Genomic DNA, 24,122 nt, shown 5'->3' on the forward strand with positions numbered 1-24,122 from the left:
TGTTGTACAAGCGGTCAACAGCACTAAAAATTGGAAAGCAATGACAACGCGCTTCATGTTATGGACCTAGGATGACCACTAAACCAACCGGGCATGTGAATCAGAACAGCGCAGTCACTCTTTACCAGGCTCCGGCGTCGGACCTCTAAGAGACACGCGCGCGTTGTCACCCTGGGCGTCGCCATGTGCGAGCTCGTCGTACTTATCCTTCGATATTCCGCGCTCGGCGTAGATAAAGGCGGCGACTTGCCACATCGCCTGGTCTGACTGCGTCTTCCCGAACGATGGCATAGCCGTCATGTTCACCCCATGCTTGATCGTCCAAAACATCAGCGCCGGCTTATTCCTACGGCTGGCAGACAAGAGCGAGGGCGCGGCGGGTTGAATACCTTGTCCGGTGGCACTCAGTGGCCGGTCGGGCGCACCGTGGCAGAGGGCACAGGTGGAGTCGTACATCCGCGCACCTGAACGAATGTTTTCAAACGACAGCAGGTCGCCAGGCGCGACGTCAGATCCGGCGTGCCGGTGCAACGAGGCTTCATACGTTCCATGCAACAGCTTCGCTACGAGCGGGTTGTCTTTAGAACTTGCCGAGACGTCATACACGCCGGAATACATAAAGGCCAAACCTGCAGCGACGAGCAAAAGGAACAACGCAGCAACGGTTGCGACAATCGTCGCAATTCTGGAACGAAGGGACAGCATGATGGGCGCGCCGTGTAGGGTTGGTGAACTCCTATTCTCCGTGGCCCTGCTTACCGAACAGCGACGCGCAGATTACCGATTTGTTATCTGACATGGCCGAGCAGGCCGCCTCGGTCCAGGCCGGACCTGAGTGGGCCAGGCGCAGTCATTCGACACCTCGGCCTGAATCGTCGACAATCAGCCGATCTGACAATCCAGTTTTCATCAATGTCGATCGACGTTCCGGGAACCGAAGGTTATGCCGAGTATGCCGCGGCCTTGGCTAATGATTGGCACAAGATTTCGTTCCGAGACCACCACCAGCCCGTTCTGCATCTGATACCAACGGCACCTTCGCGCATTCTCGACGTGGGTGCCGGCATGGGCCGCGACGCTGCCGCATTGGCATCGATGGGGCACGCGGTGGTAGCGGTTGAGCCCGTCGACGAATTGCGGGCTGCTGCGATCAACTTCTATCCGGCTTCCAGCGTCGTCTGGCTCGACGACAGCCTTCCAGAACTCCGCCTCGTCCGGGAGAGGGCGGACACCTTCAACGTTGTCATGATTACCGCGGTATGGATGCATCTCGACGAAGCGCAGCGTCGACGAGGCATGGGCACCCTCTCTGAACTGCTAGACGACGGCGGCCTCCTCATCATGTCGTTGCGTCATGGGCCGGTCCCGGCGCGGCGGCGCATGTTTGACGTCTCCGCCGCTGACACGATCAGGCTTGCCGAGGCCCATCGTCTGCAACTTGTGCTCAATGTTTGCAGCGACTCAGCTCAGCAAGCAAACAGGAACAGGGGAGTCATCTGGACTCGGCTTGCTTTCCGGAAGTGAGGATCTGTGTGGCGGCGACCGCGTTTGGCGACTCCCGCCCGGCAATTTCCGTGGCATCGACCACCCGATTGCGACCGCATGCCTTCGCCCGGTATAGGGCTGTGTCTGCGAGCCCCAGCAATGCGGACGCCGACTCTGGCTGGTGGGGCAACGTGCTCGCCAGGCCGACCGAGACGGTGACGGGGGCGCCGCTCGGGGATGCCGACCGGATCCCGCGTTTCTCGACGGCGGCTCTCAACGATTCCGCGACGCGCAGTGCCGCCGCCTTATCGCACGCCGGGAGAACCACCACGAATTCTTCGCCGCCGTAGCGCGCGACGAAATCGCTCTGCCGCCGCAGCGTGCTCGAGAGCGCGCCTGCGACTTCCTTCAGGCAGTCGTCGCCCGCCATATGTCCAAACGTATCGTTGTACTGCTTGAAGTGGTCGACATCGAGCAGCAATACGCAAAACGGCTGGTTGCTGGCCGAAGCTCCGGCAAAGTCGCGCGCGAACCGGTCGTTGAAATAGGCGCGGTTGAAAACGCCCGTCAGGCCGTCGCGAGCCGACGTCTCAACGAGCTTCCGGTGGGTCTCGGACAACCGCCGGTAGAGGCCCGTCGTCTCGTAGATGAGCATGCCGAGCACGGCGCTCGATGACACCATCGAGGCGACGCGCGCTGCGTACCACCCGACGCTGTATCGCGCGCCCGCGGAGAGGGTGAGCGTCACATCGATGAGCGCACTGAGGAGCGCGATGGCGAGCCACAAGTCCATCAACGAGCGCAGGCGGGTCGTCGACACATGCAGTCCCAGCGCCGCGAGGCAGAGCGCTCCGACAATGATCCCCGCGGGGCTGTCGGACAACTGGGCGTACGAACCCGATGTCGCGACAACAGGTGGGAGGTGCGAGTGTCCGGCGGTGGCGAGGATGCACAGGCCGACTGCCACAGCCACGGCACCGATTGCGACGGCTCTGCCGCGAGCGCGGTGCGTCAAGCTCGGCGGAACGGACCGGGCGAACAGCGATGCCGTCACCAACGCGGGGAAGCCGCCGTGCCAGAACACCCAGATCCATACCGCTGTCTGCGGTCCCGCGCCTAGCAGGCCGGTAGGCGAAAACACGCCCGGAAAGACGAGCAACTGGATGGCGGCGATGACGCTGGTAAACGCGTAGGCGCCGCTCAGAGCCGCGAACAGAAGCCTGCCCGAGACGGCGTACTGCGTCCACAGCAGCAGCGCTGTCAGGCCTTCGGTCAACGTAACCCACGTAATGAACACCGGAAAAAACGGCGCAACCACCAAGCCCGGATCTTTGGCGTGTGGCCAGACCAGCGCGGCGGCGGCAATCGCAAGCGCCGCGACAATCGCGGCCATGACACGATGCCGGGGCGTGGACGGCAGGTGGATAAGCGTTGTTTGCATGGAAGAAGGAGGCGCAGCTGCGGCAGACGCCACTATAAACCTTGCCGCAGAGTGGGAGCCTCTGTTTTACGGCGGCCGGCGGAGTTTCTTTAGCGCTGGAACTATTGCACGCCGCTTCGTGGCAACTGACCGACAGCCTTAAGCGCGAATTCGTCGTCCTAGGCGAAGAGTTGCATGGGTGCAGTGCGATCAGGCTGACGAAATTCCGGGTTCGGCCAACTACGGACGTTGCCCACCGGTGTCTGGATTGCTAACAATCGACGCCGTGAAGCGATGCTTACCGGCTGCTCATAAGCCGCTTCACGTCAATTGAGTCTGGACCGCCCCAAGCGTAAGGCACATGCCAGTTAATAAACAGCAGGATGTTTTTTGTTGCGGGGTCGTAGATTTCCTGAACGCTCTTCACCTTGAACACCACACCTTTGTGGTTGACTACTGGTGGCACACAAGGTCTGCGACATACCCGTCATCTAGATGAGGTTATGCCCGGTCACGGCGCTGCCGGGTCGGCGGAGGATATCAATGATGCTGATTCAGAAGTTGGAGCAAGGGCGGCCCAATCAAGAGCAAAGCTATGCACCCTATGACGCACCACAAAAATAGCGTGTGAATTCGCGTGATAAATCCAGACCGTTGAAGCACGCCCGGATTCTGGCGCACGATGCGATTGATGAGCACGCCGCTAAGTCCCGTCAGCAAGCCAAAAATCAAGATTTCGGCGACTCTGTGGTGAGCAAGGGAAATCAGGACGCCGAGGATGCCGATGGCCTGCAAAATATAAAGGCTGAATCCCATTTTTCTTAGCGTTCTCGTCATCCCTTGTTTTAGATTAATCCGTTCCACCGCTTGCTCGGATATCGACAGCTACCACGCATTCTTTTATCCCGGCCGAAGGAAATGTGCGCGGAAGCGACGCACCGAATCATTCAAATCGCTTCGCATGGCATGAACTGCGATTTCAATTCGATTGAGGTAATGGAAGCGCGCAGCCGCGAGAAAAGCCGCGAGGAAACGCGGCGAGTGATCTGCGCTGTTCTGTTAGAGTGCCGACGAGCTTTCCAAACTTCTACATCTGCCGCGTCGAGCTGCCGCCCCTCTGCTTAGCCTTGTGCGCATACATGCCGACATCGCTTTCGACAAGCAGGTCGATGACCGATTGATGCCGCTCCGGATCGAACTGTGCTTGTCCGACGCTAAAGCGGATTTCGTACCCGCGTGTCGATCCAGCGTTGGCCTCCGCGAGCGTGTCGCGCAGGCGTTTGAGCACGCGATGTGTCTCTTCATCGTTGGCATCGGTGAGAAGCGCGACGAATTCGTCACCGCCGAGACGACCGATTACATCGCTGTCGCGGAGCGCGGCACGTAGAGCATCGGCGAACGTCACTAGCGCGCGATCGCCTTCGGCGTGCCCATACGTGTCGTTGATCTGCTTGAAGCTATCGAGGTCAAAGAACAGCAGCGACGCGTGCCGCCCCAGGCGCTTGCAGACGTGCAGCGTTTGTTGCGCGAGCGCTTCGAAGCCGCGCCGGTTTACCAGTAGCGTGAGGTCGTCGATGGTGGCGAGTTCGATCGCCGCAATCTCCCGTTCCACGATCTGCGCCAGATCCCGCAAGAGTCCGCGCTCTTCGCTGCCGAATTCTCGCGGGTGCGTATCGATCACACAGAGCGTGCCGAGTTTGCTACCGTTCGGTGCAGTCAGCGGCTGCCCGGCATAGAAGCGTATGCCGGGCGCGCCTGTGACGAGCGGATTGTCATAAAAGCGCGCATCGTTGCGTGCATCAGGAATCACCAGGACGTCATCGTGCAAAATGGCGTGCCCGCAAAAGGAGATGTCGCGCGACGTCTCCGCGACGTTTAAGCCGATACATGACTTGAACCACTGGCGGTTCTCATCGATGAGACTTACAAGCGCGATCGGCGCTTTGAACAGGCGACGTGCGACTCGCGTCAGCCGGTCAAATCGTTCCTCACTGGGCGTGTCTAGCAGTCGCAACGCGCGCAGCGTGGCGAGGCGCGCAGGTTCGTTGTTGGGAATGGGCGCGGCAAGCATAACAGTGTCTCGGTTCTAACAGCCTTTTGAATTTGGGTCCCGCATAAACAGGGTTTGAGCGACAGGCGTTAAGGATATCGTGTTCATGATCTTTGGCACCGGATGCGATGCGCGGAATGAACGAAATACAGAAATCCCTGTACACGAATCTCAGTTGCGTACTATGACGTGACTGCGGTCCGAAAGCGAGTAGCAGTTATCTGTCAAAATATGCGTATCAGATCGCGCCGTCGTATTCGGGTAGCCGACTATGCCGGGGAGAGGGGTGATCAACCTGCCGATGGCGCGACGCCTGCCCACGCTCCGCCGTCGGTTTTGAAGCCGACGGCCTGAACGTACTTCTTGGCCATCGACGGCAACAAGTTCAAGGCCGTCAACAATCGCGATCGCGACTTTACGAGCGCGAAGGTCAAGGCGCGCCTGCAGCAGATCGATGAGAGCATCGCGCGATATCTTTGCGCGATGAAGACGGCAGATCGGGCTAAATCCGATTTTGCCGAGGCGAAGACGAGTCGGATCAGCGAAAAAATCAGCAAACTCAGGCAGCAGATGCAGAACCTCAAAGCGACGGAGCAGGGATTGCGCGAGTCGCCAGGTGAGTTTCTGGCGGAAGTCAACATATGTCGAACTCCTGAACACTCCCGCTTGCCCTGATTCAGAATCGGCCGGCTCGGAAGTCGGCGAACGCTTGCTTGATTTCCGCCTGCGTGTTCATGACGAAGGGGCCTCCAAACGCGATCGGCTCACGCAAAGGCTGTCCGGCGAAAAGAAGAAAGCGGCCGGCGTTGCCCCGCGCCGTTATGTTAATTTCCGACGATTCCGGCTCCTCCGATCGCGTTAACCAGCCAAGCTGGCTGGTCTCCAAAAGGTCACTGGCGGGCCCGATCTCGACCGCACCTTCGAGGACGTAGACAAAAGCATTGTCGGTCGCCGCAAGCGAGTGCTGAAACCCGCCACCGTTTTCGACCCGCACCTCGAGCATCGTGACAGGATGGTGGTTGAGCGTGGTCGAGACCCTATCGGCGTACGCGCCGGAGAAGATTCTGACCTCAACGCCGTCCTCACTCCACACTGGCAAGCCGGAAGCCACCAGATCCTGATACCGCGGAACAGCCATCTTCTCGGCCGCAGGTAAATTCACCCAGAGCTGCAGGGTATGAGCACTTGTCCCGGCCGGAGGATTTTCCTCGTGCTGGATGCCTCGGCCGGCGGTCATCCACTGGGCATCGCCGGCACGGATCACCCCCTTATATCCGGCGCTGTCTCGATGCTCAATCGCCCCCTCAATGACGAACGTAACCGTCTCGATGCCGCGATGTGGGTGGAAAGGGAACACCCCTTCGGACGTCCAATCCTCGGCCATCAGGACGAACGGATCGGCGAATACGGCGTCCGGTGCGTCGATCAGACGGCGAGCGCGATGTCCGGCTCCTTGTCCCGATACGAACTGGGGGTTGTCAATACGCGCTATTTTTCGAACAAACATCGGTTTTGGGGTGTTCATTCTGCATTCCTCTGAAACGGCGACCAATCCGCGAACTCGCAATGCACGCGGCTCGAGTTCTCCTTAGCGAACGATCCGGCGGACGAAATGCAATTCAACAGCGGACAGAGGGCCACCGAGCTGTTGCATCGCACCGCCGTCCGCTAGAGAGCCGAGGTCGAGCGCGACCAGACCCGTCGAATTGATAAGTTCGACCACAAGCGCTTTGGCATCGCGATCGTCGCCCGACACGAACAGTACGGTCTTCGGCTTCTGTGGCGAGAAATCCTGTATCCAGGCCATCGGCATATTGCTGATTGACTTCACCAGCCTGGCCCCAGGCGCCATTGCGGCGACTATCTCGCTCGACGTGCGGCCCCCCAGCGCGGCAACCGATTTCGCTACGCCGGCAGCGCTGATGTCCGGTTGCTCGCCCATGTGGGGGTTCGTCCCGTCGACGAGTATGCGGCCGCTCCAGTCGATATCCTTGAGCGCGTCCGGCGCGTCCGCCCAATTCGTGGCGAGGATCACCACATCGCATTCCGCAGCGTCCTGCCTGGATCCTGCGCTGGCGGCCGGACCAAGTTCGCCGACGATTTCGGCCAAAGCCTCCGGCCCGCGCGAACTGGACAGGACGATCTCATGGCCCGCACCGATCAAGTGACGACCGATGGTCGTAGCCATGCGACCGGCGCCGATGAATCCAACTTTCATGACCGTTTCTCCGAGATCAACCGACGACTCAAGCAACTGCGGCCGACGCAATCACCTCGCCGAACGCCTCCACCGCCGTCTCGCCTGACATTCCAGCGCGCGCCGATCCGGCGAGTACGATTTCCAGATCTGTAATTCCGATGAACCCCAGCACCTGACGGAGGTAGCTGCTGGCGTGATCGTAGCCTTCGATCGGAGAGCCAGGACTGAAATCACCCCCGCTCGCAAGAATGACGGTGGTCTTCTTGCCGGTTAGCTGCCCGACATTGTCGACCACCGTGACGCCGACCCGGACGATATGGTCGATGTAGGCTTTCAGCACCGCCGGGATGGTGAAGTTGTACATCGGTGTGCCGATGACGATGCGATCGGCTGCCTGCAGCTCGGCGACCAGATCGTTGGATATCTTGATGGCGGCAGCGCTCTCCGGCGAATGTTGCTCCGGGGGTGTAAACGCGCCGCCAATCCACGGCAGATCGACAAACGGCAGATTGGTCTTAATCAGATCGCGTTCAATGGCTTTACCGCCGGGGTGTGCGGCCAGCCATTTCTCAACGAATACCGCCGAGAGCTTGCGGGAGGTCGAGTGTTCGTGGCGAGGGCTTGCCTGTATCGCGAGAAGTGTCGGCATTTCGGTCTGTTTCCTATCAGCTTTGAAGCGTCGCCCAAGTGGGCTTGCGTGATATGGAAGATAGTTAAAGTGAATCATCTTGAAAACTGACGAAATATCGCTTTAATCCATCTAATGAGTAGATGACATGCTCGACACTGTCTCAATCAATCAACTTCGCACCTTCTGATTTGTGGGCTCAGCTGGGGCCACATGCCAGCGACCTTGGTCACTTAAGACCTGGCTGTCGGTCGTCTGGTCGAGCTCTGCCGCCGAGCACGGCACCTCCGTCCTCTTATATTTGTCCTCTCGCGCACGCGCGGCATGCGAAGGGGCGATCCGCGGCTGATCTACCGGTCTATCCTGACCCGATGGCCGGAGATGGACAGCGCTACGCCGGCCCGGATGCGTCCATCTCCGAGGCCCGCGCCAAGGCTTGGGTGTCGACGTACTCCCGGATGTTCGTTATCTTGCCGTTTCGAACGGTGATGGCGAAGACAAAGTCGTCCTTGAACGGCTTTTCGGTAGCCTTGATTTTCCCCATCGCGACGCCAAGGACCATTACCCGTCCTCCCTGCGCCACGAATTCAGGAGGCTCTGGAGATGTCATTTCCACCTCTTGGGATGCCTTCTGAAGCACATCCGCCACTCCCGTGTGCCCGCGGTGCGTGCCGGCCAGCGGCCAGTTTTCGCCCGGAATGATCCACTCAATATCTTCGGCACACAACGCCAGCAGAGCTTGCTTATCGCCGCGGCCGATAGCTTCAAAGAAACCCTTCACAATCTGGACATCGTCTTCAGTACTCACGATAACTTCTCCATTCTGTTGATTTCCATTGAGGTCCAACCGGCCTTTGTATCGAATTTGACTGGGTCGAAGCTGTGCCGGGTTTAGCACGCCCTACGGGCTCCGAAATATTGAAAGGAGCGCCATAGGGCGAAGCCACGTCAGATTTGGGCCAGGCCGCCGTCAACGGCGACCTCGCTGGCGGTCATGAAACTGCTGTCCGACGATGCGAGAAAGGCGGCCGCCGCCCCGATCTCAGCCGGCTCGGCCATACGCAGGAGCGGAGTCATCGCACCGTAGGCCTTCTGACCTTCCTCGCCCAGCGCTTCCTTCGCGAGTTCGGTCGCCGTCGCGCCCGGCGAGAGCACATTTACCCGGATGCCAGTGCCCTTCAGGTCCTGCGCCCATGTCCGCGCAAGGTTGCGCACCGCTGCCTTGCTCGCGCTGTAGGCAGTGAATCCCGGGGCGCCCGTGGTCCCGGCGCTCGATCCGGTCAGGATGATCGAACCGCCCGCGGTCATCAGCGGCAGCGCCTTCTGGACCGTAAAGATCGTACCTTTCACATTGGTGTCGAAGGTTTCGTCAATGTGCTCGGCGGTGATCTGCCCGAGCGGAAGCGGGCTTCCCGCCCCGGCGTTGGCGAAAACGATGTCGAGGGTGCCGCGCTCGGCCTTCACCGCCGCGTAGAGTCGGTCGAGATCGGCCTCATCGGAAACCGAACCCTTCACCGCGCGGGCATTGGGCCCGAGGTCGGCCACGGCGGTGTCGAGCGCTTCCTGCCGGCGGCCGACGATGAAGACGAACGCGCCTTCTTCGATGAAACGCTTTGCTGCGGCAAAACCGATGCCGGTAGCGCCACCGGTAAAATGACGACGCCCCCTGAAATCTGCGACACCGGCTGCGGGCTCAACGCCACGCTTCGCATCATCTCGGGCAAGTGGAAACCGCTGATCCTGTTTTTCCTACGCGGCGGCCCAAAGCGCTATGGCCAACTCAAGCGCTTGATCCCGGACGTCAGCGACAAGGTGCTGATCCAGCAATTGAAGGATCTGGAAGCCGATCGCGTGCTGGCGCGCAAGGACTACGGAGAGGTGCCGCCTCGCGTGGATTACGCGCTGACTCCGCTTGGTCGCAGCCTGGCCGAGGCGATCATCCCACTGTGCACTTGGGGAACCGAACACGCGGCGGAAATGGCAAGCATCTTCGCCGCGCGTGATGCCTTGCCCTAGGGGGCTCAATCAGCCAATCGCTGAGCCTCTTTGTCTTCCAGTCCCTGAAGACACACTGCCGCCGCGCGCTGCCCATCGGCTACTACGTCCACGGCACATGAACTTTATCCAGACTCCGATCAAGCTGATACGCAGCGCTGATCAGGGCGAGATGGGTGAGCGCCTGCGGGAAGTTACCCAGGGCTTCGCCCGTCGTGGCCACTTCCTCCGAGAACAGTCCAAGGTGGTTCGCATATTCAAGCATCTTGTCGAATACGAGCCTTCCCTCATCGACACGCCCGGCCCGGGCAAGCGCCTCGGCATACCAGAACGAACAGGCGCTGAATCCGCCTTCAATGCCGGGCAGCCCGTCCAGTTCGGAACCTCGTGTGTAGCGGAAAATCAGCGGATCGACCCGCAACTCGCGCCCAATCGCGTCGAGCGTACCGAGAAAACGCGGGTCGGTCGGGCCGATGAAGCGCACCAGCGGCATCATCAGAGCCGCCGCGTCGAGCGTAGCGGAGTCCGGTGTTTGCACAAAGGACTGCAGCTCTTCATTCCAGAAATTTTCGTGAATGTCGCGGTAGATTTCATCCCTTACTTCGAACCACTTCGAAAACGGCGCAGGTAGGGACCGTTTGTCGGCGAGGCGAATCGCCCGGTCGAGCGCGACCCAGCACATCAGGCGTGAATGGAGCAGCGGTCGCGCGCCATTACGCAGCTCCCAGATACCTTGATCCGGCTCGCGCCAGTGTTCGACCACGTAGTTGACCGTTCGTGTGACGTGCCGCCATCCCTCGTACGGAACCGCAGAACCGTACTTGTTGTACAAATAGAGGGCGTCTAGCAGCGCACCGTACACATCGAGCTGGGTCTGATCACGCGCACCGTTGCCGATGAGCGGGCCGCCTTGCCTGTCGCCCGTCAGCGTATCAAGTTCGATTTCCTCCGGTGCCCGTTCGCCGTCGACGGCATACATGACGTGCAGCGAGCCATCGGAATCGCAGCGCTGACTGCGCGCGGCAATCCATCGGATGAAGTGCCGCGCCTCCGACGTATAGCCGAGGCGCAGCAATGCGTAGACGGAGAAAGCGGCATCGCGTATCCACGCAAAGCGGTAATCCCAGCGTCGTGAACCGTCCAGGGCTTCGGCGAGACCGAAGGTCGGCGCCGCGACGATCGCGCCATGCTCGCTCGAGCTCATCAGTTTGAGCGTGAGGGCAGAGCGCATGACCACTTCACGGTATCGTCCGCGATAGGTGGAGTGGGATGCCCAGCTTTGCCAGAACCGCGTCGTGTCAGCGTAGACACGGTCGCAATCGAGACGCCGGCCGCGGAGTTCCTCAGCGGAGCCGAGCACGAACCAGGCGGACTCGCCGTGGTGCAATTCGAATTCGGCGCGAGCGCAGCCGTCTTCAACCGCGAGCGGCACGCCCGATTGAAGCTGTAGCGCCATGCCGTCGTCTTCCGGGGTGAACTCGACGGTACCCTCGTCCGGCATCTCCGCGCGGTGCGCCGTGCGCGCGTAGTCGAAGCGCGGCGCGCAGTGCATCCGCAAGCTCATGGTTCCGTGCGCCATTCGCACCAGGCGCACGAGACAGTTGGGCAGCGACTCATGGTCCTCGGCGACGTCGCCCGATGCTTCGCCGCCGGTATCGCCTTGAACGGGCATCAGGTCGAGCAGTTCACAGACGCCTTCAGGCGTCATGAAACGCGTCAGCAGAATGTTGGTTTCGGGAATGTACATCTGCTTGACGTTGAACTCGTCGCACATGGGACGGATCCCGAATGCGCCGCCGTGCTCGGCGTCAAGCAGGCCAGCGAAGATGGTTGGCGAGTCGATGCGAGGAAAGCACATGAAGTCCACCACGCCTTCGATCGAGATCAGCGCGGTCGTCTTCATATTGCCCACAATGCCGCGGGCGTCGATGGGCAGCCCGCTCTTCGACGGCCGTACGTGCTGTCGGTCACCCATTGTTGGCGAACTCCGGATAGAGGGTCATGCCGCCATCGACGTAGAGGGTCGTACCGGTGACGTAATCGCTTTCGTCCGAAGCGAGCCACACGGCGGCTTTGCCGATGTCTTCGGGTTCGCCGACACGCCCATAGGGGATCAGCTTGAGCAGCCGCTCGAGCGCCTCCTCGGTCTCCCAGGCGGCGCGGTTGATGGGGGTCTTGATCGCGCCGGGCGCAATTGCGTTGACGCGGATGCGTTGCGGTGCGACTTCCTGCGCAAGCGATTTCATCATCATCTGGATGCCGCCCTTGGACGCCGCATAGTTCACGTGACCTGCCCACGGAATCACGTCGTGAACCGAGCTCATCAAAATGAGCTTACCCAATGCTTTCGAAACCGGACGCGGGCCACGTCTGGCGAATTCGCGAACGGCGCGCTGCGCGGTAAGAAATTGCCCGGTCAGATTTACGTCGAGGACCCGTCGCCAGTCATCGAGCGGCATGTCTACAAACGGGTGATCCTTTTGCACGCCGGAATTGGCCACGACAATGTCGACGCCGCCGAAACGTTCCTGACTCGCCTGGAAAAGCCTGTCGACGTCGGATTCGTTCGATACGTCCGCTTTTACCGCGATCGCATGGCCGCCCGCGTGGTTAATCTGACTGGCCAGCGCCTCGGCCGGTGCAGGCTCCGAGTGGTAATTGATAACGACGGACGCGCCGGCGTCTGCAAGCGCTTTGGCCACGCCGTATCCGATTCCGGAGCTGGCGCCGGTGACGATCGCGACCTGGTCATGAAGAGTGAGGGGCATGGGAGTCTCCGGGCGGAAATGTTCAAAATGGGGTGGTACCGGGCACGCCGCAACAGCAGCAAGCAAAATGCCCGGTCCCGGCGCGGCATTGCAGTGGCGTATCCCGGTCTCCCTTTCTTCTTTCCGCGGAAGCTCAGCGTTGCTTATATGGTGTCGGTGGGTTATGCGCACAGGTGACAGATCGGCGCCAAGCATGTTTGTCATGCCGGTCGGCGTTGCCTATGTTCCACCACCAGACTGTACCTGGTAAGACTTAATATTTTGTCATCCTTATTTATTGCGTCGATAGTCGTATCGATGCGCGAGCCAACGTGTTGCAGTACCGTCCGCAAGAACAAAGTATTGATCCTTTGTTTCGTGGTCGGGACCATCTTGAGTGATGACTTCCTCCATACGGAGCACCCGCCCTGACCAGCCGGGCGCAATCGGTGGCGCAGCGAATGGATCGAAACGCAGAGTGATACGGTCCGGCGAATCTCGCTCGAAGCTTGCAGCCGACATCGGGGCGACAGGAATTCGCGCCTCGATCGAGACGTAACGCCATTGCCCAGCGATCGGGTCATAGCTGAGATAGTCGATTCTTAGGGGCCGAATGGAGCCTTGAGCGTGCATCGTCTCCTCGAGGAGCGTGCCCACCATGCGTCGATCGGCGATCAGCCCACTACTCAAAACAGGTGTTGCTCCGGGGTGTTCCCAGAACGTATCAGACACGGTCCACGCGCCAGTCTCCGCGCCGAGAGCAGTCACTTCCGGCGCCGCGTGGTCGATGGAATTGGGTTCGGCTGCCGCTGGCAGCGTCTGAAGCGCCAGCGTGGCCGTCAGAATTCGGATTCCGTATTTCGAAATGCAGTCGATTTTCATGTCGTGCTCCTTGCACAAACTTTAGTTGAAAACCAATAGTTTCCCAATGGGAGCCGATAGCGATATTATTTCGGCTTAATGTCGCTTCGAAGGATACAATCGTGATCGACCTTTTCAACGATGTTCCAGCTTTCGTGGCGGCCGCCGAAGCGGGGAGTTTTGCCGCTGCAGGACGAAAGCTGCATCTCTCGCGCTCGGCGGTGGGGAAGGCCATTGCGCGCATCGAGGCGCGGCTCGGAGTACGGCTCTTCAACCGGACGACGCGGGCGCAGTTATTGACCGACGAAGGACGTGCTTTTCTCGCCCGCTGCGTTAGAGCAACCGAAGAATTGCGTGAGGGCGCGGCTCTGATAGAGGCCGGGCGGTCAAAGGTGCGGGGCTTGCTGCGGGTGACAATGCCCGTCCTGTACGGTCGGCTAAAAGTTGCGCCGCTGCTGATGCGCCTTACCGATGAACATCCGGAGCTGACTATCGAACTTGACCTCAGAGATCGTCGAGTATCTCTGGTGGACGAAGGCTTTGATCTAGCGGTCAGAATCGGCCCGAGCGAGACAACGGTTGGCTTGTCGTCTTGCGCAATCGGGAAACATGCCACCTTGCTCTGCGCCGCTCCTTCGCTGATCGAAAGGTTAGGCATGCCGAGTTCTCTTGACGACCTCGACCGATATGACGCACTGGTCTATCACCGCGACAACTGGAGCGAGCGTTGGACTTTTCCGGATGATGGCGGACGTATGACACTCATCGAGCCAACTTCCCGCATTCGCGCGGCAGACCTCGGGGTCATCATGGATGCTGCGATTTCAGGGCGAGGCATCGCCTGGTTGCCCGACTGGCTGATCGAAGACGAACTCGAATCGGGAAGGCTTCTTCAGTTGCTGCCCGATCTGCCGGTTCGCCAGCGCGACATCAACCTTTTTTGGGTAACGACGCCAACGATTCCGGGACGACTGCAGTTGGCCATCGACGCTCTCACCCTGACAGTTCCCATGGCATAGGCCGTAGCTCGGATGTGCGTCTAGCACGATCGCGAACCCCCACGACCGGCAGGCCAACGCCCGACGACCACGCTCGTCGAGCGCACGTAGGCGGGCGCTCGATGCGAAGGGCAGAACGGGATACGAAGGCCATGCCGATCAATCCGGACCGTTGGTATCGGTCATGGGCCTCCAAGAGATGTGGGCCCGTTCACAAATCAAACTTAATGTGCCAATATGGCTGGCATGGAACTCCGTAACGTCCCGAACCAATCTCGTCATCATCACGGTTGTCATCCGATGCGCCGTGGTTCGTTACGTCCATAGCAGGACATCGGGGACTGTAGCTCCCCTTCCTGTACCAACGACCAAGGCGCCTACGGCGCCTTTTTTATTTTCTACCCCGAGGAGGACTGCCATGACCATGATTCGCGGAACACGCTTCATCGTTGGCAAGGAAGCTGCGCAAATTCGCGCTCTGGAAACCCAATTCCGGAGCTACCTTCATTAACGTGGGAGCCGAGGAGGCGATTGTTCCCGCGTTGTGGTCGCAAGATACATTCATTCAAAAGGCCGGCGGCAGCGAGATCATCGGCCAGATGTGGGCCTTTCCCGATAAGAAGGGACGCGCTTGCTGCCTGATTCCTGAGGCAACGGCCCTATTCCAGGAGCGCTGCAGCGAACTGCTGGGCCGACAACGGGAGCGGATGTTGTTTTACATCGCTCGATGCTACCGCTATGAACGACCTCAAGCCGGTCGCTACCGCGAATTCTCACAACTAGGGTTTGAGTATCTCTGCCCCAACCCGGAATCCGCGGTCAAACGTAGCCAGGAGGTAGCGATCGGCTTTTTCGATTCGCTCGGCCTGCGCTACGAAATCGACGATTCGGCCCGCAGAGGCCTCAGCTACTATCTGAACGGTAGGGGCTTCGAAATGCGCTGTAGAGAACTCGGGGCACAGCAGCAAGTCGTTGGTGGCGGCGCTTATCAGGAGGGGGCCGGTTTCGGCATCGGCGCTGAACGGCTATTGTTGGCGATGACCGCACAAGGGCTTGTGTAGCGGACTCCAATGCCGTCGCGGCTTGCGGCTCTGGGCAGTCGCAAGCTGCATATCGCCAGCTACACGTATTCAGGCGATGGCGCGAACGTCCGCTTCCGCAGCCTCAACAGTCCTTTCTGGATCGCGTGCCGTCAGCCGCGAATCGGCCGTGTATCGCATCCACTAATGAAACGCCGGCCTTTGGAGATGTGCATCTAAACGGCGACCAATATGTTGAGATAGCATCAGTCGAACTGAACAGGGGGAGACGGTGTTTCGGGAAATCAGAGCTCGCATAAACTCAATCGACGTCCCTCTTGCCAGTCTCCTTCTTAGCGATCTGATGAGGATCTTGGCAGAAATGGTCGGCTATATCACGCTCCCTTGGTGGATCGTTCACCGGGGCGGCGCGCATGACTTGGCGCTCTACAGCGCAAGCATTGCCATCACCACGATTTTTGCAATGCCACTACTTTCACCACTCGGCGATCGCAATGAGCTACGCAATCACCAGGCCTGGCAACGTGCCTTAAGCGGGGAAACAGAGGGAGACGCCGGCCCAAGACCGGCGTGGGTCTAGAAGGCGCTCTTTATAACGCCTCCGTCGGCTCGCAACGCTGCTCCCGTCGTGGCTGACGAAAGCGGGCTGGCGATATAGGCCACGAGCGACGCGATCTCCTGCGGCGACTCAAATCGCTTGATGAGCGATGTGGGTCGGACCTTCTCGAAGAACTCCTTTTCAAACGCCTCGAACGATTTGCCGTCGGCCTTCGCAAGGGTCTCCACGAATTCACCTACTCCTCGCGATTTCGTTGGCCCCGGCAGCACACTGTTGACTGTGATGCCGGTGCCGGCAACAGCTTCGGCGAGCCCGCGCGAGACCGCCAGTTGCGCGGTTTTCGTCATCCCGTAGTGGATCATTTCAGCCGGAATCTGCACCGCGCTTTCGCTCGAAATGAAAATGATGCGCCCCCAGTTGGCCCGCCTCATCGCAGGCAAAAACAGGCGAGCAAGGCGTACCCCGCTCAAGACATTGACGTCGAAGAATCGCTGCCAGTCCGCGTCGGGAATCTCTTCAAACGGCTTGGGCTCGAAGATGCCGAGGTTGTTGACCAGAATTTCCACGTCCGGATAGCGTCGCGCGAGCTCTTCCGCTGAAGCGGCTGTACTGAGATCGCCCGCAAATCCCTGCACGTCGCTGCCTGTCTCCGCTTTCATCCGTGTGACCACGTCATCCACGGATGACTGCGAGCGGCCGTTCACGATCACACGAGCGCCTTCCTGCGCCAACGTGCTGGCGATAGCGAGACCGATGCCGGCTGTGCTGCCGCTCACCAGCGCGAGTTTGCCTGTCAGATTCAGGTCCATGAGTGATTTCCTTTCAATGGATGAAGCAAAAATGGCGACATTGGATCCTGTACGTCGGATGCCGCCAGGAAGGTCACGTACGGGTAATCGATGCGCCCCCATCGACAAGCGATGCGGTGCCGGTCACGAAGGACGAATCGTCCGACGCGAGATACAGCACCGAACGTGCCAATTCCTCTGGTTTTGCGACGCGCTTGAGCGCATGCAGCCCAATCACGAACGCCTGCGATTCGTTGCTGTCGTTCATGCCGCGATACATCTCCGTGTCCACCGCACCCGGCAACACCGCGTTGACTCGCACGCCTTTTGCGCCGTACTCGGCAGCGAGCGCCTGCGTCAGACCAATCAGCCCGGCCTTGCTCGCCGCATAGGCCGCGGTGCCGGGAAACGCGAACGAGTAGCCGACGAAGGTCGACGTGAAGATGATAGATCCACCGCCGTGCTTCAGCATTTCGGGAATCTGATGCTTCGCTCCCAGGAAGGCACTCGTCAGATTGGTCGCAAGCGCGGCGTTCCAGCCAGCTTCTGAAATACCGGTGGACGGGCCCATCTCGCCCAGCGTACCGGCATTGTTGTAGGCAACGTCGAGGCGGCCGTACTTCTCTACGGCCAGCGCGACGAGCGCTTTAGCATAGTCTTCGGATTGCACATCTCCAGCCAGGGCGATTGCCTCGCCGCCCGCGGCTTCAATTTCTGCCACGAGTGTAGTCAATTCGTTCAGGCGGCGTGCGCCGACTACGACCTTCGCGCCTTCAGCGGCGAACAACCTGGCGGTGGCACGACCGATGCCCGAGCTGGCGCCGGTGACGAGCGCGACTTTGTTGGTCAAACGTCCCATGATGATTCTCCATTTAAAAATAAGGGCTGGACCTTGGCCACTGCTGGCAAAGCCAGAGCCAGGGCGATCGAGAAGACTGCGCGCTGCCTGAACATGATGAGCGCACGACCCTGCGGGGGACGATCACCTGATCATCGCTGGCTACCCGTGGGAATGCCAGAAGTATGGGCTTGCGCAATTTTCCGGAGTAGCCTTCAATTCCCACATCAGCATTTCGGAAAATCCGGACAATCATGAAACTCGAGGGTATTGCGACTTTTGTGTCGGTGGTGGAGGGCGGCTCACTCAGTGAGGCGGCACGTCGGCTGCGCGTATCGCGGTCCGTGGTCAGCGAACGGTTGATGGAGCTGGAGAGGACGCTGGGTGCCAGCCTGTTGCAGCGGACGACTCGCAAGCTGACGGTGACCGAAGACGGTAAGGCTTTCCTCGCAAGAGCGATCCGCATCATGCGGGAGGTAGAGGAGGCAACTGCCGATCTGGCCGAACGCAGAGCGTCTCTGAGCGGCCCGCTGCGTATTTCTGCGCCCGTGACCTTTGGTCGTATGCATCTGGGGCCGGCGCTTTACCCTTTCCTGAATCGCCATCCTGAGATACGGCTCACCCTGGACCTTGACGACCGGCGGGTGGACGCGAGCGCGGATGGTTTCGACGCAGTAATCCGGCACGGACCAATACCCGATTCCTACCTGGTGGCCTGGCGACTTGCGACTAGCAGGCGTGTGCTGGTGGCTGCTCCCTCCTACGTTGCCCAATTTGGACTGCCGACTTCTCCTGCCGAACTGGAAGGACACCGTGGCATTTTTTACATGAACCGGGGAGGGGCGGATTGGCGCTTCGTCCAACAAGGACGGACTACCGTGGTACACGGTCGATTCGGCCTGGTGCTGAACAACGGCGACATGATGCGCGATGCCGCCATCGCCGGCCTGGGTATCGCGTTGCTGCCGACGTTCATCGTGGGCGATGCGCTCAAGTCCGGTGTCCTTATACCCGTCGATATTGGCATCGAGGCGGAAACGGAGTTCATCTACATCGCGCACCCAGATGGCCAGCATCCTTCGATGAAGCTTCGTGCGCTGGCGGACTGGCTGCGCGAAGCGTTCGGAAGCCCACCATACTGGGATGCGACTTAACGCTCCCGGGTTACACGAGGTAAGGCAAAAAGTGGCCAGACCTCGTCCGACGACGACCGACTCAGTCCGTTTTTACCGTATCGAGAAACGCTCGTAGTTCGCGCTGCATGGTGGTTGCATCCAGAGCGATGCTCCCGCCATGTCCGGCGAACACGCTACTGAAGTTTTCGTCAACGAGCCGTTCGAGGGAGCGAAGCTGGGTGGGCCAGTCGTACCAGCAGGCGTCTCGAAAGGCATGCAGAGCACGCTTGCGGAAATCCCAGCACAGTGAGTCTCCAGAGAAAAGGGCGTGGCCGATGAGGAACATGACGCTTCCCCGTGTATGTCCCTCCATCGGAATGACCCGAACGCCCGGCAACAGCTCATGCGCGAGAGTACCTGTGATTACGTCGGTGACGAACGGTGCGCCATCGGCGTCGTTTTCATGTATCCAGACGCGGGCGCCAAAGCGCTTCGCATAGATGCCCGCGTCCGCGACATCGTCGCGGTGGGTCAGCAAGATATGATCCAATCCTCCGGCTTCCGCGATCCAGCGCTCGATGTGGCTGGCCCAGCGCGGCCCGTCGATCATCAGACGCAGGCCGCCTGCAAGCGTGATGTAGCTGTGAGCGCCGTACGAAGAGCGGGCGTTATAGCCGAGCCTCCAAACGCCGGGAGCCAAGGCTTGCGGGAAGAGGCCTGCCGGCATCTTCAATCCTTTCGGCGGCCGAACAGCAGCCGCTGGACAGATGAGGACGCCGCGCCACGCATCTTCCGTTTCCTGTTCACTGGCAGGCTGGTGCGCAAACGCCGAAGCGCCGTTTCGTTCGATGAACAGATTGGGAGCGGCCGTTCGAACCGCGCCGCAGTTGAAGCAGGCTGCGCTCACATGCCAACGATCGTCGACGTCACCTTTGTCCTCCGCCATAGCGCGCTCCCGGCTGATATTGGGTAGACGGTTCAAAGATAGCATCTTTGCGCGATTGAGAATCGGGGTGCGCTAGCGAAGCGCCGCGCCTACCGCCTCGTCAATCTGCATCGCAAAGCGTGAGTCAACATCGGGCACCGTGTAGCCAAGTGTCAGTTCCAGATGTGCGTCGCCTAGCACCAACTGAACGAATGTCGCTGAGCGCAATGCCGCGGTCGATTCGTCAAATCGCCTTCGCAGAATTTTTGCGGCGAACGCGCGCACGACCTTTGCACCATTTTCGTAAAACACCTCGCCGAGTTCCGGAAAACGCGCGGCCTCGGCAACGATGGCGCGGTAAAGCCCCAGACTATCCGGCGTGATGAGGCTTCGTGCCAGCACCCATCCCAACTCGCGCAACTCGACTTCGGGGGCGCCATCGGATTGCTCGCTCTGAGCGCTTGCAAGCAGCGCGCCCACCTGAGCGCACATCACGCTCACCAGACCGACAAACAGCGCCTCCTTCGACTTGAAGTGGCGGTAGACAGTCTGCTTGCCGACGCCGGCGGCCGCGGCGACATCGTCCATCGTTGCCAGACCGAAGCCGTCGCGTAAAAAAACGGTTCTCGCGCCATCGAGGATGGCTGACCGCTTGCGGCATTGCAGCGGACTCAGGCCCGCAAGAGAAAAAGTGTCCATACGAAATAAATAACAGATCGTCGAGTAGTTGACAAGACTGGGTAGTCTCGTTTAGATTTGCCAAAACGAGACTGATGAGTCTCGTTTGTGTGACTATTCGACTTCGCATCCAATCTCTTGGAGAACGCTTTGAAACTGTTCATTACAGGTGGGACTGGCTTCATCGGGCAAGCGGTCGCGCGTAAGGCCATCAGCCTCGGCCATCAGGTGACGGCGCTAGTGCGCGACGACAGTTCGGCGGCCGCCAGCGCGCTGGCGCGTCTCGGTGCGACATTGCATTCCGGCGACCTGCGCGAGCCACAGTTTTTCGCTGCGGCTGCCGGTGCCGCTGATGGCGTGGTGCACACCGCGTCGACCAACGATGCTTCCGCCGGTGCCGCGGATGAGGCCGCGGCGGTAGCGATGCTTTCGCAGTTGCGTCCGGGCGCGGCGTTTGTCTATACGTCGGGCACTTGGGTCTACGGCAACACGGAGGGGGAGCCCGCGACTGAAGCATCGGCGCTGAACCCGACACCACTCATCGCGTGGCGGCCCGCAGTGGAGCAACAGGTACTGGCGCTAGCAGCGCGCCGCTCGATTGGGGCAGTGATCCTCAGGCCGGCAATGGTGCACGGCTACGGCGGTGGCGTGTTCGGCATGCTTGCCGGCATGGCCCGCCAGACGGGCAGTGTGAGGATCGTCGGCGATGGTCGCAACCACTGGCCTGCCGTTCACGTCGATGATCTCGCTACGGCCTACCTGAGCGCGGTGGAGCGGGCGGCAAGCGGGGACGAGCGGGTCGTGGGACAGATCTTCAACGTGGTCGCGGAAGATGCCGTTGCCGTCGCCGAGATGGGTGAAGCGATTCGGGCTTCAGTCAGCGCCGATCGGGTCGAAGTCTGGCCGCTCGACGATGCTCGCAAATCGCTTGGACCGTTCGCCGATGCATTGGCGCTCGACCAGACAATAAGCGGGCAGCATGCCCGGCGAGTTCTTGCGTGGCAGCCCCATGGCCCCGGCCTGATTGCAGACCTCTCTGAACAAACGCACTTTCAGCGAATCAACGGAGCATGACCATGGCGTGGAATAGTGCAGCTTTCGAGTCGATTCTCGCGATGATCGTAGCGGTTCTGTTCACGATTGCCGGCGTGGTCAATCTCGCAGGACTCGGCGCGGCGAAGCGCGACTTCGCACGCTGGGGTTATCCGGCATGGTTTCGTTTGCTCTGCGGCGCGCTTGAACTGTTGTCCGCGGCACTTCTTTTTGGACAACAAACCAGAGTTTTCGGCCTGATGCTGGCCGGCGCAATCATGGTCGGCGCGCTCTTCACGTTGCTGCGCAACCGGGAGCCGTTTGGGCATCTCGCCCCGGCGCTGGTCTTCTCGGCTCTCGTTGTGGCTACTGTGGCGCTCCGCGTGTGAGGCAAGGACGGCGGTTTTGAGGTGAGGCTTCTCTGTCCGGGAGGCGCGCATGGTGACTCGGAAAACTACGGCCTATCGACCGAGCGTTCGAGCACAGAGAAAAAGCTGCGCACCGAGACAGGGTGCGGATGCTCGGTTCAGAACGCTGAGATGTAGCGTCGGGCCGGTCGGAACTTCCAGGAGGAGTTTGCGGATGAAAGAACATGCAGTCGTGATTGCCGGAGGAGGCCCAACGGGCCTGATGCTAGCCGGCGAGTTGGCGTTGGCGGGCGTCGACGTAGCCATTGTCGAACGTCGTCCGAACCAGGAACTTGCCGGTTCGCGTGCCGGTGGTCTGCTTTCACGCACGCTCGAGATTTTCGATCAGCGCGGCATTGTCGATCGGTTCCTCGCGGAAGGACAAATAGCCCAGGTCACGGGATTCGCGGTCACGCGTTTGGACATCAGCGATTTTCCGACGCGGCACAATTATGGGCTGGCGCTAAGGCAAAAGCATATCGAGCGCATTCTCGCTGGTTGGGTCAGCGAGTTGGCGGTGCCGATCTATCGCGGCCGCGAATTGATGGGTTTCACGCAGAACGCCACCGGCGTCGCTATCGAACTGTCCGATGGCGCATCGCTGCGGGCACGCTATCTCGTCGGGTGCGACGGAGGGCGAAGTCTGGTCCGCAAGACTGCCGGTATTGAGTTTCCAGGTTGGGATGCGACGACCAGCAGCATTCTGGCCGAGGCCGAGATGACGCAGGAGCCGCCATTGGGCGTCCATCGTACGGCACTTGGTATGCATGCCTTCGGTAGGGAAGAGTACGAAATTCGCGACGGCAAAGTAGTCTTTGCCACGGAAGGTCCCATAGGCGTCATGGTGACTGAAAAGAGTGTCGGCGCGAAGGCCGAGCCGACGCTGGACGATCTCCGCGAAGCGCTCATTGCCCAATGTGGAACAGATTACGGCATCCATAGCCCAACCTGGATTTCCAGGTTCACCGATATGTCGCGGCAGGCGGCGGCTTACCGAAAGGGCCGGGTTCTGCTGGCTGGCGATGCCGCACATGTGCACTCTCCGGTGGGTGGAAAAGGCCTCAATATTGGTGTGCAGGACGCGGTGAATCTGGGTTGGAAGTTGGCCCAGGTGGTGAAAGAAACATCGCCGGAAAGTTTGCTCGACACCTATCACGCTGAGCGGCATCCGGTTGCGTCCCGCGTGTTGCGCACGACAATGGCACAGGTTGCATTGCAGCGTACTGATGAGCGCACTGAAGCCTTGCGTGAAGTTGTATTGGAGTTGCTCGGCATCGAGGAAGCTCGCAAACGGATCGCCGCCGAGATGTCCGGCCTGGGGATCCATTACGACCTCGGCGAGGGGCATCCATTGCTCGGCCGCCGCATGCCCGACCTCGATCTGGTCACGTCTGATGGTCCTATGCGTATCTTTACGCTCCTTCACAATGCGCGGCCCGTGCTCTTGAATCTCGGCGCGCCTGGCAGCTTCGACATCACACCGTGGTCAGACCGCATTAAGTTGGTTCATGCAAAATACGACGGGCCATGGCAACTGCCTGCGCTAGGCTCGGTCTCCGCTCCCACCACAGTATTAATCCGGCCTGATGGATACGTGGCATGGGTGGGCGACGGAACGCAGGACGGTCTGCACGAGGCGATGAACACCTGGTTCGGACCGTGAGACGAATAAATGTGGGCCGCGCACCGGACGACTGCTTTGAAGAGGTGCGCGTGACTGCCGCGAGCGAACTGAGCCGTTCGGCATCCGGGAGTGACCCGGCTAGTTGCGGCCGTTTGGCAGTCCGACTTAAATCGCCGACAATCGACGCGTCGAAGCTGGAAGCCGAGATACCAAGACGTATATGCCAAACAATCTGAACCAGGCAGCATATTGGGTTACTTTTATTCTTGAACACTGCCCATTTCCAAATCGTGACGCGCTTGCAGCGCAATTCTCGAACGCGGAGATATTCAGGCTCTGTGAATGTGGATGCAACAGTTTTAGCCTGTCTCTGGCCACGCCCGACAAAGTTCCTCGTATAGCCATAGCTTCGAGCGGACAGGCTTACCGTATGGTGTTTGAAGCGGACTTCCGCGATCGGTCGGAACCAGAGGGTCGGGGATCGATTGAGATTCTGTTCTTCGCCGACGAGTCGGGTCACCTAGCCGATGTCGAAATCGACTACTGCGGAAACGGCATACCAATTCCCGAAAATCTAGATCTGGAATTCCCACCTTATAACGTCTTCATCAGCGACTCGCTCATTCAGAATTAAACGGGAATAGCGCATTCTCCACACATTGGTTCATGGCCTGCGTCCGCTTTTCGGAAAATTGACCGTCCCTCGTGGGTCGTCTGGTGCCGATCGCATCG

25 protein-coding genes and 1 pseudogene are annotated in these 24,122 nt (G+C 60.0%); 10 read left to right on the plus strand and 16 right to left on the minus strand.

Translation table 11 applies throughout. From position 1 onward, the window contains the following. Nucleotides 1-114: 114 nt before the first annotated feature. Nucleotides 115-705, minus strand: coding sequence for a c-type cytochrome (locus HWX91_RS02370; protein WP_042274646.1), 591 nt, complete (start codon nt 703-705; stop codon nt 115-117). A gap of 207 nt (nt 706-912) precedes the next feature. Here HWX91_RS02370 and HWX91_RS02375 point away from each other — a divergent pair, with 207 nt between their 5' ends. Beyond that, nucleotides 913-1,524: a class I SAM-dependent methyltransferase gene (locus HWX91_RS02375; protein WP_028195833.1), complete on the plus strand. Its 612-nt coding sequence runs from the start codon at nt 913-915 to the stop codon at nt 1,522-1,524. Here HWX91_RS02375 and HWX91_RS02380 read toward each other — a convergent pair. From HWX91_RS02380 to HWX91_RS02390, 3 genes are all read right to left on the minus strand, one after another. Continuing rightward, a complete protein-coding gene (locus HWX91_RS02380; RefSeq protein ID WP_052660704.1) occupies nt 1,493-2,878 on the minus strand; it encodes a sensor domain-containing diguanylate cyclase in 1,386 nt (461 codons plus the stop codon). The genes HWX91_RS02375 and HWX91_RS02380 overlap by 32 nt on opposite strands. Before the next feature lie 567 nt (nt 2,879-3,445). Beyond that, entirely contained in the window at nt 3,446-3,769 is a 324-nt protein-coding gene (locus HWX91_RS02385) for a hypothetical protein (RefSeq protein WP_127837983.1), read from the minus strand. Between the two features lie 223 nt (nt 3,770-3,992). Continuing rightward, nucleotides 3,993-4,976, minus strand: a complete 984-nt coding sequence (locus tag HWX91_RS02390; RefSeq protein WP_028195831.1) for a sensor domain-containing diguanylate cyclase — start codon at nt 4,974-4,976, stop codon at nt 3,993-3,995. Between the two features lie 342 nt (nt 4,977-5,318). Between HWX91_RS02390 and HWX91_RS02395 the strand changes: the two are divergent. Continuing rightward, a pseudogene (locus HWX91_RS02395) lies at nt 5,319-5,570 on the plus strand (IS5/IS1182 family transposase); the annotation flags it as partial. A 61-nt stretch (nt 5,571-5,631) separates the two neighbouring features. Here the strand turns inward: HWX91_RS02395 and HWX91_RS02400 are convergent. The 5 genes from HWX91_RS02400 to HWX91_RS02420 all read right to left on the minus strand — a co-directional run bounded on the left by HWX91_RS02400 (nt 5,632) and on the right by HWX91_RS02420 (nt 9,415). Beyond that, a complete protein-coding gene (locus HWX91_RS02400; protein ID WP_028195829.1) occupies nt 5,632-6,480 on the minus strand; it encodes a pirin family protein in 849 nt (282 codons plus the stop codon). Between the two features lie 63 nt (nt 6,481-6,543). Further along, nucleotides 6,544-7,173: an NADPH-dependent F420 reductase gene (locus HWX91_RS02405; protein WP_028195828.1), complete on the minus strand. Its 630-nt coding sequence runs from the start codon at nt 7,171-7,173 to the stop codon at nt 6,544-6,546. A gap of 28 nt (nt 7,174-7,201) precedes the next feature. Continuing rightward, complete coding sequence (locus HWX91_RS02410; protein WP_028195827.1) at nt 7,202-7,804, minus strand: FMN-dependent NADH-azoreductase; 603 nt, start codon at nt 7,802-7,804, stop codon at nt 7,202-7,204. Between the two features lie 370 nt (nt 7,805-8,174). Further along, entirely contained in the window at nt 8,175-8,591 is a 417-nt protein-coding gene (locus tag HWX91_RS02415; protein WP_028195826.1) for a nuclear transport factor 2 family protein, read from the minus strand. A gap of 140 nt (nt 8,592-8,731) precedes the next feature. Beyond that, complete coding sequence (locus HWX91_RS02420; RefSeq protein ID WP_028195825.1) at nt 8,732-9,415, minus strand: SDR family NAD(P)-dependent oxidoreductase; 684 nt, start codon at nt 9,413-9,415, stop codon at nt 8,732-8,734. A 21-nt stretch (nt 9,416-9,436) separates the two neighbouring features. Between HWX91_RS02420 and HWX91_RS02425 the strand changes: the two genes are divergently transcribed. Continuing rightward, nucleotides 9,437-9,799, plus strand: a complete 363-nt coding sequence (locus HWX91_RS02425) for a winged helix-turn-helix transcriptional regulator (protein WP_028195824.1) — start codon at nt 9,437-9,439, stop codon at nt 9,797-9,799. An 82-nt stretch (nt 9,800-9,881) separates the two neighbouring features. On the opposite strand, the gene HWX91_RS02430 is transcribed toward HWX91_RS02425, so the two are convergent. The 3 genes from HWX91_RS02430 to HWX91_RS02440 all read right to left on the minus strand — a co-directional run bounded on the left by HWX91_RS02430 (nt 9,882) and on the right by HWX91_RS02440 (nt 13,407). Further along, complete coding sequence (locus tag HWX91_RS02430; protein WP_028195823.1) at nt 9,882-11,753, minus strand: glycoside hydrolase family 15 protein; 1,872 nt, start codon at nt 11,751-11,753, stop codon at nt 9,882-9,884. Further along, nucleotides 11,746-12,546, minus strand: coding sequence for an SDR family oxidoreductase (locus HWX91_RS02435; protein ID WP_028195822.1), 801 nt, complete (start codon nt 12,544-12,546; stop codon nt 11,746-11,748). The genes HWX91_RS02430 and HWX91_RS02435 overlap by 8 nt, the downstream gene beginning before the upstream one ends. A 270-nt stretch (nt 12,547-12,816) precedes the next feature. Further along, entirely contained in the window at nt 12,817-13,407 is a 591-nt protein-coding gene (locus tag HWX91_RS02440; RefSeq protein ID WP_028195821.1) for a hypothetical protein, read from the minus strand. 101 nt (nt 13,408-13,508) lie between these two features. Here HWX91_RS02440 and HWX91_RS02445 point away from each other — a divergent pair, with 101 nt between their 5' ends. Beyond that, nucleotides 13,509-14,405 (plus strand): LysR family transcriptional regulator, encoded by an 897-nt coding sequence (locus HWX91_RS02445; RefSeq protein ID WP_028195820.1) that lies wholly within the window; start codon nt 13,509-13,511, stop codon nt 14,403-14,405. A gap of 428 nt (nt 14,406-14,833) precedes the next feature. After that, nucleotides 14,834-15,445, plus strand: coding sequence for an ATP phosphoribosyltransferase regulatory subunit (locus tag HWX91_RS02450; RefSeq protein WP_042274639.1), 612 nt, complete (start codon nt 14,834-14,836; stop codon nt 15,443-15,445). A 555-nt stretch (nt 15,446-16,000) separates the two neighbouring features. Here HWX91_RS02450 and HWX91_RS02455 read toward each other — a convergent pair. Continuing rightward, complete coding sequence (locus tag HWX91_RS02455; protein ID WP_028195816.1) at nt 16,001-16,792, minus strand: SDR family NAD(P)-dependent oxidoreductase; 792 nt, start codon at nt 16,790-16,792, stop codon at nt 16,001-16,003. Nucleotides 16,793-16,865: 73 nt separating this feature from the next. Continuing rightward, nucleotides 16,866-17,630, minus strand: a complete 765-nt coding sequence (locus HWX91_RS02460; RefSeq protein ID WP_028195815.1) for an SDR family oxidoreductase — start codon at nt 17,628-17,630, stop codon at nt 16,866-16,868. A gap of 233 nt (nt 17,631-17,863) precedes the next feature. Between HWX91_RS02460 and HWX91_RS02465 the strand changes: the two genes are divergently transcribed. Beyond that, nucleotides 17,864-18,763: a LysR family transcriptional regulator gene (locus HWX91_RS02465; RefSeq protein ID WP_221306738.1), complete on the plus strand. Its 900-nt coding sequence runs from the start codon at nt 17,864-17,866 to the stop codon at nt 18,761-18,763. Nucleotides 18,764-18,824: 61 nt separating this feature from the next. Here HWX91_RS02465 and HWX91_RS02470 read toward each other — a convergent pair whose 3' ends face one another. Next, nucleotides 18,825-19,670, minus strand: coding sequence for an MBL fold metallo-hydrolase (locus HWX91_RS02470; protein ID WP_028195813.1), 846 nt, complete (start codon nt 19,668-19,670; stop codon nt 18,825-18,827). 72 nt (nt 19,671-19,742) lie between these two features. Further along, a complete protein-coding gene (locus HWX91_RS02475; protein ID WP_028195812.1) occupies nt 19,743-20,348 on the minus strand; it encodes a TetR/AcrR family transcriptional regulator in 606 nt (201 codons plus the stop codon). A 129-nt stretch (nt 20,349-20,477) separates the two neighbouring features. On the opposite strand from HWX91_RS02475, the gene HWX91_RS02480 reads away from it, so the two are divergent. The 4 genes from HWX91_RS02480 (at nt 20,478) to HWX91_RS02495 (ending at nt 24,024) form a co-directional block, all read left to right on the plus strand. Beyond that, nucleotides 20,478-21,401 carry an NAD-dependent epimerase/dehydratase family protein gene (locus HWX91_RS02480; protein WP_028195811.1) on the plus strand — a complete coding sequence of 308 codons (924 nt, stop codon included), beginning with the start codon at nt 20,478-20,480 and terminating at the stop codon, nt 21,399-21,401. 2 nt (nt 21,402-21,403) lie between these two features. Then, nucleotides 21,404-21,748, plus strand: a complete 345-nt coding sequence (locus tag HWX91_RS02485; RefSeq protein ID WP_042274636.1) for a DoxX family protein — start codon at nt 21,404-21,406, stop codon at nt 21,746-21,748. Between the two features lie 193 nt (nt 21,749-21,941). Continuing rightward, entirely contained in the window at nt 21,942-23,429 is a 1,488-nt protein-coding gene (locus tag HWX91_RS02490; protein WP_028195809.1) for an FAD-dependent monooxygenase, read from the plus strand. A gap of 181 nt (nt 23,430-23,610) precedes the next feature. Then, nucleotides 23,611-24,024 (plus strand): hypothetical protein, encoded by a 414-nt coding sequence (locus HWX91_RS02495; protein ID WP_127837984.1) that lies wholly within the window; start codon nt 23,611-23,613, stop codon nt 24,022-24,024. Nucleotides 24,025-24,122: the final 98 nt, after the last annotated feature.

This window comes from Paraburkholderia fungorum, from assembly GCF_902833645.1.
In the GTDB taxonomy this organism is placed as follows: domain Bacteria; phylum Pseudomonadota; class Gammaproteobacteria; order Burkholderiales; family Burkholderiaceae; genus Paraburkholderia; species Paraburkholderia fungorum.

Coding starts and splice junctions, on each gene's coding strand:
- HWX91_RS02370 (WP_042274646.1), bottom strand. CDS start 705: ATGCTGTCCCTTCGTTCCAGAATTGCGACGATTGTCGCAACCGTTGCT.
- HWX91_RS02375 (WP_028195833.1), top strand. CDS start 913: ATGTCGATCGACGTTCCGGGAACCGAAGGTTATGCCGAGTATGCCGCG.
- HWX91_RS02380 (WP_052660704.1), bottom strand. CDS start 2,878: ATGGCCGCGATTGTCGCGGCGCTTGCGATTGCCGCCGCCGCGCTGGTC.
- HWX91_RS02390 (WP_028195831.1), bottom strand. CDS start 4,976: ATGCTTGCCGCGCCCATTCCCAACAACGAACCTGCGCGCCTCGCCACG.
- HWX91_RS02400 (WP_028195829.1), bottom strand. CDS start 6,480: ATGAACACCCCAAAACCGATGTTTGTTCGAAAAATAGCGCGTATTGAC.
- HWX91_RS02405 (WP_028195828.1), bottom strand. CDS start 7,173: ATGAAAGTTGGATTCATCGGCGCCGGTCGCATGGCTACGACCATCGGT.
- HWX91_RS02410 (WP_028195827.1), bottom strand. CDS start 7,804: ATGCCGACACTTCTCGCGATACAGGCAAGCCCTCGCCACGAACACTCG.
- HWX91_RS02425 (WP_028195824.1), top strand. CDS start 9,437: ATGACGACGCCCCCTGAAATCTGCGACACCGGCTGCGGGCTCAACGCC.
- HWX91_RS02430 (WP_028195823.1), bottom strand. CDS start 11,753: ATGGGTGACCGACAGCACGTACGGCCGTCGAAGAGCGGGCTGCCCATC.
- HWX91_RS02435 (WP_028195822.1), bottom strand. CDS start 12,546: ATGCCCCTCACTCTTCATGACCAGGTCGCGATCGTCACCGGCGCCAGC.
- HWX91_RS02440 (WP_028195821.1), bottom strand. CDS start 13,407: ATGAAAATCGACTGCATTTCGAAATACGGAATCCGAATTCTGACGGCC.
- HWX91_RS02455 (WP_028195816.1), bottom strand. CDS start 16,792: ATGGACCTGAATCTGACAGGCAAACTCGCGCTGGTGAGCGGCAGCACA.
- HWX91_RS02460 (WP_028195815.1), bottom strand. CDS start 17,630: ATGGGACGTTTGACCAACAAAGTCGCGCTCGTCACCGGCGCCAGCTCG.
- HWX91_RS02465 (WP_221306738.1), top strand. CDS start 17,864: ATGAAACTCGAGGGTATTGCGACTTTTGTGTCGGTGGTGGAGGGCGGC.
- HWX91_RS02470 (WP_028195813.1), bottom strand. CDS start 19,670: ATGGCGGAGGACAAAGGTGACGTCGACGATCGTTGGCATGTGAGCGCA.
- HWX91_RS02475 (WP_028195812.1), bottom strand. CDS start 20,348: ATGGACACTTTTTCTCTTGCGGGCCTGAGTCCGCTGCAATGCCGCAAG.
- HWX91_RS02485 (WP_042274636.1), top strand. CDS start 21,404: ATGGCGTGGAATAGTGCAGCTTTCGAGTCGATTCTCGCGATGATCGTA.
- HWX91_RS02490 (WP_028195809.1), top strand. CDS start 21,942: ATGAAAGAACATGCAGTCGTGATTGCCGGAGGAGGCCCAACGGGCCTG.
- HWX91_RS02495 (WP_127837984.1), top strand. CDS start 23,611: ATGCCAAACAATCTGAACCAGGCAGCATATTGGGTTACTTTTATTCTT.